The sequence below is a fragment of the Arthrobacter sp. B0316-5-4 genome, from assembly GCF_059090325.1.
This window is the reverse complement of the sequence record NZ_JBNHFN010000001.1, coordinates 735,435-749,183: the sequence shown is the minus strand read 5'-3', so window position 1 is coordinate 749,183 and position 13,749 is coordinate 735,435. Positions and strand designations below refer to the sequence as shown.

The 13,749-nt window shown below is 60.1% G+C and carries 10 protein-coding genes; 5 read left to right on the top strand and 5 right to left on the bottom strand.

Annotation, left to right across the window (positions count from 1 at the left end; translation table 11 throughout):
- Nucleotides 1-89 precede the first annotated feature (89 nt).
- The 4 genes from wecB to AC5RU9_RS03445 form a co-directional block, all read right to left on the bottom strand.
- A complete protein-coding gene (gene wecB / locus AC5RU9_RS03460; RefSeq protein WP_494015325.1) occupies nt 90-1,232 on the bottom strand; it encodes a non-hydrolyzing UDP-N-acetylglucosamine 2-epimerase in 1,143 nt (380 codons plus the stop codon).
- 684 nt (nt 1,233-1,916) lie between these two features.
- Complete coding sequence (locus AC5RU9_RS03455) at nt 1,917-3,563, bottom strand: hypothetical protein (RefSeq protein WP_494015324.1); 1,647 nt, start codon at nt 3,561-3,563, stop codon at nt 1,917-1,919.
- A gap of 214 nt (nt 3,564-3,777) precedes the next feature.
- Nucleotides 3,778-4,347 carry a YdcF family protein gene (locus AC5RU9_RS03450; protein WP_494015323.1) on the bottom strand — a complete coding sequence of 190 codons (570 nt, stop codon included), beginning with the start codon at nt 4,345-4,347 and terminating at the stop codon, nt 3,778-3,780.
- Between the two features lie 59 nt (nt 4,348-4,406).
- Nucleotides 4,407-4,871 carry an Lrp/AsnC family transcriptional regulator gene (locus AC5RU9_RS03445; protein WP_211711959.1) on the bottom strand — a complete coding sequence of 155 codons (465 nt, stop codon included), beginning with the start codon at nt 4,869-4,871 and terminating at the stop codon, nt 4,407-4,409.
- Nucleotides 4,872-5,041: 170 nt separating this feature from the next.
- On the opposite strand from AC5RU9_RS03445, the gene pdhA reads away from it, so the two are divergent.
- From pdhA to AC5RU9_RS03420, 5 genes are all read left to right on the top strand, one after another.
- On the top strand, nt 5,042-6,235 hold the full coding sequence (gene pdhA / locus AC5RU9_RS03440) for a pyruvate dehydrogenase (acetyl-transferring) E1 component subunit alpha (protein WP_494015322.1): 1,194 nt from the start codon (nt 5,042-5,044) through the stop codon (nt 6,233-6,235).
- The gene (locus AC5RU9_RS03435; protein WP_494015321.1) at nt 6,232-7,332 is read left to right on the top strand and encodes an alpha-ketoacid dehydrogenase subunit beta; all 1,101 of its coding nucleotides are present in this window, start codon (nt 6,232-6,234) and stop codon (nt 7,330-7,332) included. Before pdhA ends, AC5RU9_RS03435 begins: the two co-directional genes overlap by 4 nt.
- Before the next feature lie 2 nt (nt 7,333-7,334).
- The gene (locus AC5RU9_RS03430) at nt 7,335-8,792 is read left to right on the top strand and encodes a dihydrolipoamide acetyltransferase family protein (RefSeq protein ID WP_494015320.1); all 1,458 of its coding nucleotides are present in this window, start codon (nt 7,335-7,337) and stop codon (nt 8,790-8,792) included.
- Between the two features lie 193 nt (nt 8,793-8,985).
- On the top strand, nt 8,986-11,199 hold the full coding sequence (locus AC5RU9_RS03425; protein WP_494015319.1) for a S8 family serine peptidase: 2,214 nt from the start codon (nt 8,986-8,988) through the stop codon (nt 11,197-11,199).
- Nucleotides 11,200-11,298: 99 nt separating this feature from the next.
- Nucleotides 11,299-12,171, top strand: coding sequence for an MBL fold metallo-hydrolase (locus tag AC5RU9_RS03420; RefSeq protein ID WP_494015318.1), 873 nt, complete (start codon nt 11,299-11,301; stop codon nt 12,169-12,171).
- Nucleotides 12,172-12,287: 116 nt separating this feature from the next.
- On the opposite strand, the gene AC5RU9_RS03415 is transcribed toward AC5RU9_RS03420, so the two are convergent.
- Nucleotides 12,288-13,550, bottom strand: coding sequence for a choice-of-anchor P family protein (locus AC5RU9_RS03415; protein ID WP_494015317.1), 1,263 nt, complete (start codon nt 13,548-13,550; stop codon nt 12,288-12,290).
- Nucleotides 13,551-13,749 lie beyond the last annotated feature (199 nt).

Sequence of the window (13,749 nt, the reverse complement as noted above, 5' to 3'; positions counted from 1 at the left end):
GGCGCGGAGCCGGACGGCGCCAACAGGCAAGCGCCTGACCCCAAATACGGGCGCTTGCCTGTTGGCCGTCACACGAAAGTTTTAACTTGTTAGCTGGCGAATTCCTCGATGCGTGAGCCTGTTCCGAGGAGCTGGGCCACAGCGGCGACAGTGCGCTGGGCGGCCTTACCATCGCCGTAAGGATTAACGGCATTGGCCATCGCATCGAAGGCGTCCTGCTGGTTCAGGAGGCGGTCCACCTCCTTGACGATCGTCTCCTCGTCGGTACCAATGAGGGCGACGGTCCCGGCGTCCACCGCTTCGGGCCGTTCCGTGTTGTCACGCATCACCAATACGGGCTTACCGAGGCTGGGGGCTTCCTCCTGAACTCCACCGGAATCGGTAAGCACGATGTGCGCCAGCGAGAGCATGCGGGTGAACTCGCCGTATGCCAAGGGTTCGGTGACCACTACGTTAGCTTTGCCTTCGAGCGCCGGAAGTACAGCCTCGCGGACAATAGGGTTCTTGTGCGCCGGCAAAACAATAACGAGGTCCGGCTCAGCCTCGGCGATCCGTGCGAGGGCCCGTCCCACACCACGCATGGCATCGCCTTGGTTTTCGCGGCGGTGTGTTGTGACCAACAGAATCCTGCGTCCGCTGGCGGCGAGTTCTTCGAGCTGCGGGTCGGAGAAGGGGATGTGCTTGTCAACGGTTGTAAGGAGCGCATCAATGACTGAGTTACCCGTGACGACGATGTCGCTGTCGGAAATTCCCTCTGCCAGGAGATTGGCCTTGCTCGTACTCGTCGGGGCCAAGTGGAGGCTTGCAATTTGGCTAGTGATCTTGCGGTTTGCTTCTTCGGGGAATGGTGAGAAGAGGTCACCGCTGCGCAGGCCCGCTTCCACGTGAACCACCGGGATGCCGTGGTAGAAGGCGGCAATCGCCCCCGCGGTCGAGGTTGTTGTGTCGCCTTGGACGATGACGGCGTCCGGCCTTTTTTCGGTGAACAGCTTGTCCAGACCATCTATGGTGCGGGTCATGATGGCGGACAAGGATTGGCGCTGCTGCAGGATATTCAGATCGTGGTCTGGAGTTATCCCGAAGAGTTCATTGACCTGATCCAGCATCTCGCGGTGCTGGCCGGTGACTGTTACTACGCAGTCGAATTCGGCGGATTCTTGAAAGGCGCTGACGATCGGAGCCATTTTGATGGCTTCCGGGCGGGTACCGAAAATTGGCATGACGCTGGGCATGGTGTTCCCCCGGGGCTGGCGATGAGTGACCTGCCGATGCTATCGCACCCCCCGTCGAGGTCCTCAATTTGTTTACCGCATGGCCTCGGTCTCAACGGCCAAACATCAAGGTCAGGGCCAAGACAGGAATGCTGATTGAGACAAGGATCACAACCAAGAGTGCTACCTGACGCTTTTGATGCAATGTCATTTCGCGAGAGCCGCTATTCTTGGCTGTCTGCATGCTGGTAGGAGTTCTCGGGACGCTAACCGTCCTCTGGCCGACCTTCGGGGACTCTACCGGAACTCGCGCTGCAGGCCTTTCGATAGTGGACTTCAGCATTCGGCTGGCCGGGATCTCGCCCCTCAATCGGCGCTTTCGCAGATGTCGGGGCGATGGCGTCAGGGCCGCCTTTTGGCGGACTGTGTCCGTCACGTCTCACTCCTCGGTTGCGTCCAGATTAACCATGGCCACATCCCATTGTTGCATTGGTGAAGTGTTCAGGACATCGCAGTAGGAGCTATGAACGATATATCTCCACGTCTTGGGGCCGGCCCATGGTCGGTTCAAGGTTTACACGGCAAGGGCGCTTCCCATGGTCCCTCGAACCAACGCCGCAGGGAACTGCTCCCCGGGAGTGGGGGCTTGTGTCTCAGCCCTACTGCCGGGAAGCAGGTCGGGACCCTTCCTGCTAATTCAGGTTCTCACCCGCGGTCCGAGTACAGAGCGTCGTTCTTTTTCCCGGAACCGTTAGTCACGTCGATGAAATAGTTCTTGCCGGCGCCCAAGGAGGTAGCACCGAGCCTTGCAGTAACAGACTCCAATCGGGGGTTGATGTCGAGCTGCTCACCATATGCCGGGTTGTAACCGGAGGCCGTCACGGTCTTGTCGAACACCTGCCCGTATGCGTCTGTCCACTTGACCTGGATGGTGCCACCGCTGAGGTTCTGCCCCGTGACCAAAACATCTCCATTTCCGTAGAAGATGGAGTCCGTGATGATGGGCGTCGTATTCGTAGCCTTGAGTCGATCCAGCATTGGAGCCCAAGTACCTGAGCATGTGTAGTACGGGTCCCACATGAAGGAAATGACCTTCTGCGGCGAGTTGCCCAACTGCTGCAATTGCTTGTCCATGCGTGCTTTCGTCGTTTGGCCGCGGAGGCTGTTGTCGCACGGATTCTGACTTGTTGCTGGCGCCATGCCCTCCAAATTGGCCCACAACTCGGCTCCAGTCCCATCGATTCCTTCAGCCATAGCCGCGAAATAGTCACGAGTGGGAGCCAAGTATTTGCCGCCCCATGTTCCGCTTCCGACGATGGACGCTGCGTATTGATCTACGTTATTGCCAGCTTCGCTGCCAAAGAATGAACCACCTTTGCCTGTGCCCATCCCGTCCTGGACGGCGATGGAGAGGTGCACGTCCCCGGCAGTGTCCGCGATGTTCTCCACCGCTCTCCTCGCCTGTTCCACAGTGATGTGCCCGGAGAACGCGGAGCGCGAGTCGATGTAAGGACTCACGAGTGCCGATCGCGACGGTTGGTACTGGGCTATACGTGCGTTTTGGATCCGGTAAACGGTCAGGACCGCGTCCCATACCGCTCCATCGCTGAGAGGCATCTCAGTGTGATGGTAGAAGCCGACCAGCCCGGGAACATCGTTTACTTTTCCTTGATACAGCAGGAAGCGCGCCGTAAAGAGGGAAAATGTTGCCTGGTATGAAAGGTCTGGAAGGTAGGTTAGGTCAGTCCGCTTCACTGGAGAAGGCAGCCCGGCGTAATAGTTCATGCCCAAACTGGTGGCGGCTTTACCCAATGAAACTGATATGGACGACGTAGTGCCGCTGATAACCACAACGTCGTATCTGCCGCTGGGTGACGTGCAGCCGCTTCCTTCTGCGGGCAGTACCAGAATGGTGTAGACGGTGCTGCCGCTGGCAACGGTTTTATCTCGCGCACACAGAATTGCAGGCGAGCCCCAGGTGCTTCCGTCTGAGTAAGTAAAGTACCTGTTGACAGCGATCCCCGTAGCGGCGGCCTTGGCACAGTTGACGCCGGAGATAGTGCAGCCCGTGGGGATAGTCGACAAGGTGGCGGGCTTAAGTTGCGATCCAAATGTTATGACAGTGTCGCCGCCGACTGACTTGATGTCTGTCAGTTTCTTTATGTTGGTGGCGTCGCTGGTGCTGCCGTAGATGAAATATCCACTGACTGGATAGACGGGGGATGCCGCCGCTTGGGCGGGTGATCCGTGAAAGAACCCCATAATCAAGGCAAAGGCCGCAAGAATGCTGGCTGCCAGATAGCGTGTTCGCAGGGCTGAGTGTGGTGGCGTCTCACCGATAAAAGTTGACACAACTGATCCTTGGGCTCGTAGGGCTGAGACCTTGGACCTATGGCAAAAGAATGGGCTCCAACTGCTTCAAACTCAATGACTTTACTGCATCTTTCACGAACCAATAATTCTTTTCGCACTCGTGTAAAGAAAGCACCAGACATTTGCGGTAGCTGTCACTCAATTACGAGTTTTGTCATGTGACTTGCTCGTGGTTCTGGCTATGATGCTGAGGCTATGAGGAGCACTCAGGCTGCATCCATACGTCCATGAGTCCGCCCGTTTCCACCACGAACCGGTCCAGCCAGGCGCCCGCAGAAAGGTCGGGACGTGACCCGACCATCTGTATTTCCGCAGGCGTGCATTGCTCGATCAATGTGCCCGCGCGCATGAGATGGTATTCGGACGTCACCACCGTCACGGACTTCCAGCCGCGCTCCGAAATCAACGAGCGTAGGGCTTCCGCTTCGCCCCTCGTGTTGAGCGGCGAGGGTCGGAAGCACACCAAATCAGGGTCGTCAGGGTTCTCGTCGCACAACGCGTCGCCTTCCACATTGCCCGCAAGACCAGTGGTGGAAACAACCAGGACAGGTATGTCCAGCTCTTGCTGTAACCGCTGCGCCACCGGCAACCGCTCCGTGCTTATGCCGCCCAAAACGACAATTGCATCAGTTCGATGTGGGGTGCCTTGGGGCGGATCGTAGAAGAACTGAAAGGCCGCGATCAGCCAGAGCAATGCCGCCAAAAAGCAGGCCGCCAAGAAAATGCCAATGACACGCGTGGCGGAGGCAGTTTTGTGGGGCACGGGGACAGTCTAAGGTCCGGAAATGAGCGCTTCCTCCCAGCTGAGGACCACGGCATCGGTTATCGGGTATCAACATCCTCAAAAACAAGGAAAGTCTGCGTATCCAGCACTCCATCCATGGACTGCAACTGGTCGAAGATCACACGCCGGAGGTGGATGTTGTCGGTTGCCCGGACCAGGAGAATGACATCAAAGTCCCCACCCACCAAGGCGATGTGATGAACCTCCGGAATGGCGCGCAGCTCCTCTTTGAGTTCGCGCCACGAGTGTTGCTGAACCTTGAGTGTCACATAAGCGGAGGAGCGCAACCCAGCCTTGATGGGATCCACCAGGGCTGTGAATTTTGTGAGGACTCCTTCGCCCGTTAGCCGTGCGATGCGTGAGTAGGCGTGGGCCCGGCTGATGTGCACATTCTCTGCCACCTGCGTGATGGACATGCGCCCGTCCGTGGTGAGCTCGCGGATGATGTCCCGGTCCACTGTGTCCAGTGGTACGGCGGCCTGCTCCGCCTCGGTCTCGCTCATGGCACTCCAAATCGTCTACAGCACAGGCACGTTACCCAGCTCACAATTGCAATTCGTCTTTCAGAATAGCCACTTTCAACAAGCTCTTCCATGATTCTGGCGAGAGCTGGATACGAAACATCGCTCGGGAACATACTGGAAGCACATAGTGGCTAGAGAAGGACGGACCAATGACGATCCACGCAGACCACTCTGCGCCGGAAATGGCTGTAGAGGACCAAGCTGCTGACGTTCGGACTAAATTCGGCATCAGCGTTGAGGACTACATGCTCCCTGCCCGGCATCAGATTCAGATGGTGAACCCGGACGGAACGCTTCGCTCCCATGACGAGCAAGGTACCGAACCTGGCCACGAGTACCCCACGCCAAATGATGACCACCTCATGGCCGCGTATGAGCAGCTGGTAGTTGGACGCCGCGTGAATGACCAGAACTCCGCGCTCGTCCGGCAGGGCCGTATGGCCGTCTACCCCTCGAGCCACGGTCAGGAAGCCTGCCAGGTTGCAGCCGCCATGTGCCTCAGCGAAGGTGACTGGCTGTTCCCGACCTACCGCGACGCCGTCGCCGTCATGACCCGTGGGGTGGATCCCGTTGAGGTCATGACCATCTTCCGCGGCGACTGGCACGGCGGGTATGACCCCAAAGAGCACAAGGTGGGCATCCAGTGCACGCCGCTGACCACGCAACTGCTGCACGCCGTCGGCGTCGCGCATGCTGCCAAGCTGCGCGGTGAGGACACCGTGGTGATGGCCATGTGCGGTGACGGCGCCACCAGCGAAGGCGATTTCCACGAGGCCCTGAACTTCGCCGCCGTCTTCCACCTGCCCGTCATCTTCTTCGTGCAGAACAACAAATACGCCATCTCTGTGCCCCTCAGCCACCAGTCTGTGGCGCCGTCGCTGGCGCACAAGGCCGTGGGTTACGGCATGGCCGGTGAGCGGGTTGATGGCAACGACCTCGTCGCCCTGCTCGCAGTCATGGACCGGGCGGTGAAGCTTGCCCGCGAAGGCTCGGGCCCGCTGCTGATCGAGGCCCACACCTACCGCATGCAGGCGCACACCAACGCCGACGACGCCACCCGCTACCGCCCGGACAGCGAGGTCGCCGAATGGCAGGCGAAGGACCCGCTGGCGCGCATGAAGTCGTACCTTACGGATAAAGGCTTGCTGGATGATGCAGCGAACCACAAGATCGCTGAACACGCCGAAGCAGTAGCCACCCAGCTCCGCGAAGGCCTGGGTGAGGATGTCCCGGTCCAGCCGTTGGACCTCTTCAAGTACGTATTCGCCAAGCCCACCCCGCAGCTGAAGGAGCAGTCCGAGCTGCTCGCCGGCGAACTCGCCCGTGAGGAGAGCGCAAAATGACCGTCACCACTGCTGTCACCGGCACCACCACCGCCAACGTGAGCGCGGCAACCGCCAGCGCGGCCGCTTCTGCAGCAGCAACCGCCGAGGCGACTGGTCCGCAGAGCCTCACCATGGCCAAGGCCCTCAACACAGCCATGGCGGACGCCATGCGCGCGGACCCCTCAGTCCTGGTTTTCGGTGAGGACGTAGGAATGCTCGGCGGAGTCTTCCGCATCACCGACGGACTCATGGCGGAGTTCGGTGAGCAGCGCTGCTTCGACACCCCACTCGCCGAGTCGGGCATTGTTGGCATGGCGGTGGGAATGGCCATCAACGGAATGCGTCCCGTCATCGAGATGCAGTTCGACGCCTTCGCCTACCCCGCGTTCGAGCAGATCGTCAGCCACGTGGCCAAAATGCACAACCGCACCAAGGGCAAGCTCAAGATGCCCATGGTCATCCGCGTGCCATACGCCGGCGGCATCGGGGGAGTGGAGCACCACTGCGACTCCTCCGAGTCCTACTACGCCCACACGGCCGGCCTCAAGGTCTACACGCCAGCCACCGTGGCTGACGGCTACCGCATGCTCCGCGAAGCCATCGACTCCGATGACCCCGTTATGTTCATGGAACCCAAGAAGCTCTACTGGTCCAAGGACCAGGTTGACTTGGGTGCTTTGCGCGCAGAACACGACGCCGGCACCTCCACCGAGGGCCGTGCGGCTGTCGCTCGTCCTGGCACGGATGCAACGTTGATCGCCTACGGCCCGTCTGTCCCCACTGCGCTCGCAGCTGCCGCCGCTGCGGCTGAGGAAGGCCGCTCGCTCGAGGTGATCGACGTCCGCACCCTCGTCCCTTTCGACGACGAGACTGTCTGCGCTTCCGTGCGCAAGACTGGGCGCGCCGTCGTTATTGCTGAAGCGCATGGGTTTGCGTCCGTGTCTTCGGAGATTGTGGCTCGTGTGCAGGAGCGAGCTTTCCATTACCTTGCTGCCCCCATTCTCCGCGTGACCGGCTTCGACGTACCGTTCCCGTCTCCCAAGCTGGAGCACTATTACCTGCCGAGTGTCGACCGCATCCTCGACGCCGTCGACGACCTTCAATGGGAGGACTAACCATGAGCTCAGATATGCAGGTATTCCGGCTGCCGGACCTGGGGGAGGGCCTCACCGAGGCTGAACTCGTGAACTGGCTCGTCGCCGTCGGTGACGAGATCAAGGTGGACCAGCCCATCGCCGAGGTCGAAACCGCCAAGTCCATGGTGGAGGTGCCCTCACCTTACGCGGGCACCGTCGCCGAACTTCACGGCCAGGCCGGTGAGACGCTCGACGTCGGCAAGCCGCTGATCTCGATCGCCCGCGCCGGTGCCGCTCAAGCTGCGCCGGAAACTCCATCAGCCACAGACGATGCCGTATCAACAGGTGTTGCGACATCGCCCGAGGTTGAGGCGGCTGCCGAGACGTACAGGACCGAGGAGAAGGCTGGCTCGGGCAATGTTCTGATCGGTTACGGCACTCCGGGTGGGGCCACCGGAGGGCGTACCCGTCCCCGCAAAGCAAGCGTCGCTGTCGTCGATAGCGTGGCCGAGCCCATCGCTATGCCCACGCTTGAACCCTCCATTTCCGGAACGCGCATCCCCGGCAAGCTCAGCGCGGTCATCTCGCCCCTGGTACGAAAGATGGCGCGTGACCATGGCGTCTCGCTCGATGCCATCGAAGGCTCAGGCGCCAGCGGCCTGATCATGCGCCGGGACGTAGAGGCCGCCATCACCGCGCCGGAAGCTCCGACCGCTCCTGCTGCCTCGGCCGCGCCGCCAGTTTCCGTGGTGGCCGGCTCTGCCGAGGGTTCCGTCGACGGACGAACTGGCCTCCGTGTTTCGGCCAGGACCCCCGTTCGCGGCGTTCGGAAAGCCGTTGCCGCGAACATGACCCGCAGCCGCTCCGAAATCCCCGAGGCTACCGTCTGGGTGGACGTCGACGCCACGGCACTGCTGGACATGCGGTCCGAGCTCAAGAAGCGTGCGCCGCACGACACTCCTGGCCTGCTGGCTTTCATTGCCCGTTTTGTCACGGCTGGGTTAAAAAAGTACCCGGCCCTGAACACGCGCTTTGAGACGGCTGCCGACGGGTCCCAGGAGATCGTTGGCTTCGAAGGGATCAACCTTGGCTTCGCAGCACAAACGGACCGCGGACTCGTGGTTCCCTCGGTTCGAAATGCGCATGAGCTTAGTGCCCGTGAACTGGACGCGGAGATCCGCCGCCTGACCGCCGTCGCGCGTGAAGGAAAAGCAACGCCCACTGAGCTGGGCTCTGGCACCTTCACGCTCAATAATTACGGCGTGTTCGGGGTTGACGGATCGGCTGCGATCATCAACTACCCCGAAGTCGCAATGCTCGGCGTGGGCCGCATCATCGACAAGCCCTGGGTAGTCAATGGCGAGTTGGCCGTCCGCAAGGTTACCGAGCTGACCCTCGCGTTCGACCACCGCGTATGCGACGGCGAAACCGCTGCCGGCTTCCTCCGATACGTGGCAGACGCCATCGAGAACCCGGGTGGAGCGCTCGCGGATATGTAAGTCCTTGGGCTCATCCTGGCAAGGTCCCGATCTGACGGTCGGGGCCTTGCTTCGTTATTTCCGATGTCACAATCGGTGCGTTGCAATGCCGCACCAAACGTCGCCCTTTACAATTACCTGGGGGTCAGCTGGTGGTCTCCAGTTGCCGCGCTCAGAATCGACTCTGGCGCGATGTCCCAAGGAAGCCCCCATTATGGTCCTCGACGCCCGAAAGCACACCTTGCGAGCTGCCGGTTTAACCGTAGCCTCGCTGCTGATCTGCGGAGGCCTGGCAGTCCAGCCCGCCGCCGCAGGCGATTTTGATACTGTTCCCTCCAATCCGCAGGTCCTTCAGCCCGAGCCGGACACAGGCACCGATCAATTCATAGTTGGCGTTAAGAACAATTCCGCCAAAGCTGCCAAGGCGACTGTTGACGGTGCGGCTGAAAAGGCCGCCGGAAAGCTGGGAGCTGCCACTGAGACCTCCCGCGAGAACGCCACTGGTGGCCATGTCATCAAGCTCAGCCAAAAACTCTCCGCTGCGGCGGCAGAGACATTCGCTCAGACGCTGCGTTCGGATCCGAGCATCGCTTACGCAGAACCTGATGCGATCATGCACCCGGCCTCCGGCGCCACAGATCCCGGTTATCCCAGCCAGTGGAATCTTTGGAATACCGCCTCGGGCCTCCGGGTCCCCGGAGCATGGAACTACAACCACGGTGAAGGCGTAGTCGTAGCCGTGGTGGATTCCGGGATCACCAATCACCCTGAGCTCAACGGCAATGTGCTGCCCGGGTACGACATGATCTCGGCTGCTGATGACGCCCGTGACGGGGACGGTAGGGATCCGGACCCCACCGACATGGGGGATTGGGAGCCCGCGGGGGTTTGCGAATCTGGCAGCCCCGCAGCCAATTCGTCGTGGCACGGCACCCATGTGGCCGGAACTATCGCTGCGGTGGCCAATAACGGTCAAGGCATCAGTGGTGTGGCCCCGGGGGCCAAGATTCTGCCAGTGCGGGCCATGAGCTTCTGCGGTGGCTACACGTCTGACATAGCTGACTCCATTGTCTGGGCTGCGGGCGGGGTAGTGACCGGTGTACCCACAAATCCGAACCCAGCCAAGGTCATTAACCTCAGCCTTGGTGGTAATAGGGCTTGCTCAGCCACCTACCAGAACGCCATCAACTTCGCCCATAACGCCGGAGCTGCCGTGGTAGTTGCCGCTGGCAACGCCAACCGTCCCGCGGCTGAATACAGCCCTGCCAACTGCCAGAACGTGATAACCGTGGCTGCCAGTGACAAGTCCGGAGCCAGGGCGCCGTATTCCAACTATGGAACCACCGTGGACGTCACCGCACCGGGTGGGAACATGTCCGGCGATTACCACGACGGCATTGTTTCCACCTCCAACATCGGAACCAGCACACAAGCTGGCCCCGCATATGCGTGGATGCAGGGCACATCGATGGCAGCGCCCCACGTTTCCGGTATTGCCGCGTTGCTCTATTCCGCTGAAGGCGCCAGACTGACTCCGGATCTGCTGGAACAACAACTGAAAAATGCGTCCAGGCCCCTCCCTGCAGGATGCCCGGCTGGCTGCGGTGCAGGCTTGATCGATGCTACCGCGGCGTTGAAAGCTTCCGGTGCCGCTATCAAACCCGGTGCGGGAAAAAAGAACAATGACTTTGATGGTGACGGGACCGCTGACGTCTTGGCTCGTTCCCTCGACGGCGCATTATGGCTCTACCAGGGCAACGGCTCCGGTGGCTGGCGACAGTCTTACCAGATCGGTTCCGGATGGAATGGAATGACAGCCATTGAGATGGCCGGCGACTTCAACGGTGACGGTATGAGCGACGTTATTGCCCGCGCCAGCAACGGTGTGTTGTGGTTGTACCCCGGTGACGGTGCGGGTGGATGGCTTCCGGCCCAGCAGATCGGTTCCGGCTGGAACGTCATGACCGCCATCGAGGCGCCAGGCGACTTCAATGGAGACGGAAACACTGACATCATTGCCCGCGCCACCAACGGCGTTTTGTGGTTGTACCCCGGCAACGGGCTGGGTGGATGGCTTCCGGCCCAGCAGATTGGATGGGGCTGGGACGTGATGACTGCTATTGACGGCGTTGGCGACTTCAACGGTGACGGAAACGCTGACATCATTGCCCGCAACTCCTCTGGTGGGCTTTTCCTCTATCCCGGCAATGGCTCGGGCGGCTGGCTTCCTTCCAAGCAGATAGGTTGGGGTTGGAACGGCATCACTGCAATTGAAGGTCCGGGCGACTTTGACGGAGACGGCAACGTGGATGTCCTTGGACGTACCTCATCCGGCGATCTGGTGCTTTACCGCGGCACGGGCTCGGGCAGCTTTGCCAACTCCTATCGCGTTGGCGCTGGCTGGAACGTCATGAACGTCATTCTGTAGATCAAGGCGGCGGGCGCGTTTGTTCCGCTGGCTCCCAGCTTTCCGTGGGTAGAGTAGAGGCCTGAACATCGCCGGATTGCACTGTAAACGGAGAATCAATTGTCAGCTTGGCTAGAACTCGGACCCGACAACTACGTCCTGAAAACCGAGGGATCGTTACTGAATACCGGCCTTGTGGTGGGCTCCGAGCTCGCCATGGTCATCGACACTGGCTGCGGCCCACGCCAGGGCCGGGAGATTCTCGCAGCAGTCCGCGAAAAGACCGAACTCCCATTGGTGGTTGTCAACACACACGCCCACTACGACCACTTCTTTGGCAACGCGGTTTTTGCTGATGATGGCGTCACGGAATTCTGGGCGCACGCCAACTGTGCAGCGGCCATCGAAAAAGGCGCTGATAATCAGCGACGCTTCGTGGCCACCAACGAACCGGAGATGGCAGCAGGGGAGGGTGACGCCGTCGAGGTCGTTGTCCCTAACGCACTTGTTCACGACCAGCCCGTACTGGTTGACCTCGGTGGGATCACTGCGACGCTGTTTTACTTGGGCAGGGCCCACACGGATGGTGATTTGCTGGTAGGCACCAACTCGACGCTGTATGTTGGCGACATTGTGGAACAGGGCGCCCACCCGTCTTTCGAGGATTCATACCCGGAAGAGTGGGCGGACGCCCTGCGGCACATCTCCGCACTGCGGCACCGTTACGAACATCTGGTTCCGGGCCACGGTGAGCCCGCGAGCGACCAGTTCGTAAAGACCATGGCCAACACCATGAGCACCGCCGTGCGGCAGGCCACGCAGTCGATTCGTGACATGCCCTCGGACGCAACCAAAGCCATACCCGTCCTGCCGTATGGTCCGGAACAATCCCGCTGGTTCATCAAGCGGCTGCAGGAGACCAATGCTGCGGGCCGTACCACTTTAGGTACCCCCGACTTCGGGCCGGGACAAACAGGTTCGTATCCTTCCTAAACAGGCCACGGAACTTAGTGAACGAAACAGGCGAACGGTCCGTCACCACAGTTGGTGACGGACCGTTCGGTTGGTTCGACTGAGTTGATATGCGGGCTTGGGTTACCTATGTGGCGCTATAGTCCGACGGCCGTGCTGGAGTAGCCGATCTGAATTCGTGAGCCTGTGGGCAACGCACCGATGGGTTGGCTGAGGACCACGTCGATCATCGTGACAATGATGGTACTGGACGATTTGCTGACCTTGTGCAGAGTAACTTGGCCAAGGCCCGCCACCTGCACCACGGTGTTAGGAGCGACCGAAGCATTGATGGCCGGTAGCCCGGAGATTCTCAAGTTGGTAAAGGTGGATGTGTCCGTCAGCGTCGCCGTTGCGGCGCCCGCAGCTCGGGCGGCACTCGTCTCAGCCTTGATGGCATCCGCTTGAATTAGCCCATTCAGGACATTGAGTCCTGCAATCGAATTGGTTACAGTGCTCTTCGGCTGCGGGGTCAGGACTCCGTTGGTCGTCGTGGAGGCGGTTCCAGAAGTTGCTAAACCGGGGATGTTGATGCCGGCCACGTTTGCAGTCGTGGTTCCCCCTCCGCACCTGACGTACGCCAATGCCGTGGGTCCAGAATTAAGCAGCCCATTGGCAAGGACCGCCCTGCTGCTATAACCCGTACCGGAAAGATAGCCCGACTGGACCGCCGTCAGGTTAGCGGTGCTCACTCCAAGACGGATGTCTGTCCCAATCTTGAGCCCAGGCAATCCAGCTTTTAGCACTTCGACGCGAAGCGCTGTGGTTGACACCTGATAGACCCCGTTGACCAGGCGCTTGTCTTGGCCGTTCAAGGTGATCTTGCCGACGGATCCCACCAACGGCACTGAGAGATCGAGCACCGTATTAGCGCCCGGGTTGGCCCCAACCGCGACACCCAAAACCTTCAAATCAGCTATGGTTGTCGTGTTCGTACCGGTAAAGACGCCGGCTGTATTCTTATCCGCAGAGCTCTCTGACGTGATGGCGCCGGCGGTGATCAGCCCACCTAGCAGGTTGGTTCCGTTGATCGTGGATTTGCTTTCGATCCGTTTCCCTGTGGCCGTCAGCAATGTTTTGACACTGGTCCCTGCCGCGCCGACATTTCCGACGGCAGGGACGGTAAGTGCCGCCGCGGTGTTCGAGGCCGTCTTACCCGTGGCGCCGGTGCAACTGATGCCTGAATTCGCCGTTGGTCCGGACGTCAGAGTCTTGTCGGCATTGAAAATGTAAGAACCATACGCGGTACCGGAAAATCCGGTGGTTACCTGAGCTGGTGTAGTGGCTGCAAGAGCCGGCGAGACCGGCCCGGCAAGTGCGAGTGCTAATGCCCCCATTAAAGCAACGTGCGAACGTTTCATGTAGTTATCTCCCCAGAATGTCATACACGATCTCGTAAGGTGCTTACGATTGCGCTCACGGTACAGCCCAGAAATAGGCTAAAACAATAGATTTGACGAATTCGTCAAAGAGTTCGCTTCATGTTTAAGCGCGCTGGGTGCTGGTGCCGCGATCATGTGCGTGTCCCACCACGGATAATTGAGATTTCTTTACTCCCAG

What these genes read in the sequence shown, in the direction of transcription:
- wecB (WP_494015325.1), bottom strand. Translation starts at nt 1,232, where the DNA reads ATGCCCAGCGTCATGCCAATTTTCGGTACCCGCCCGGAAGCCATCAAA.
- AC5RU9_RS03445 (WP_211711959.1), bottom strand. Translation starts at nt 4,871, where the DNA reads ATGAGCGAGACCGAGGCGGAGCAGGCCGCCGTACCACTGGACACAGTG.
- pdhA (WP_494015322.1), top strand. Translation starts at nt 5,042, where the DNA reads ATGACGATCCACGCAGACCACTCTGCGCCGGAAATGGCTGTAGAGGAC.
- AC5RU9_RS03435 (WP_494015321.1), top strand. Translation starts at nt 6,232, where the DNA reads ATGACCGTCACCACTGCTGTCACCGGCACCACCACCGCCAACGTGAGC.
- AC5RU9_RS03430 (WP_494015320.1), top strand. Translation starts at nt 7,335, where the DNA reads ATGAGCTCAGATATGCAGGTATTCCGGCTGCCGGACCTGGGGGAGGGC.
- AC5RU9_RS03425 (WP_494015319.1), top strand. Translation starts at nt 8,986, where the DNA reads ATGGTCCTCGACGCCCGAAAGCACACCTTGCGAGCTGCCGGTTTAACC.
- AC5RU9_RS03415 (WP_494015317.1), bottom strand. Translation starts at nt 13,550, where the DNA reads ATGAAACGTTCGCACGTTGCTTTAATGGGGGCATTAGCACTCGCACTT.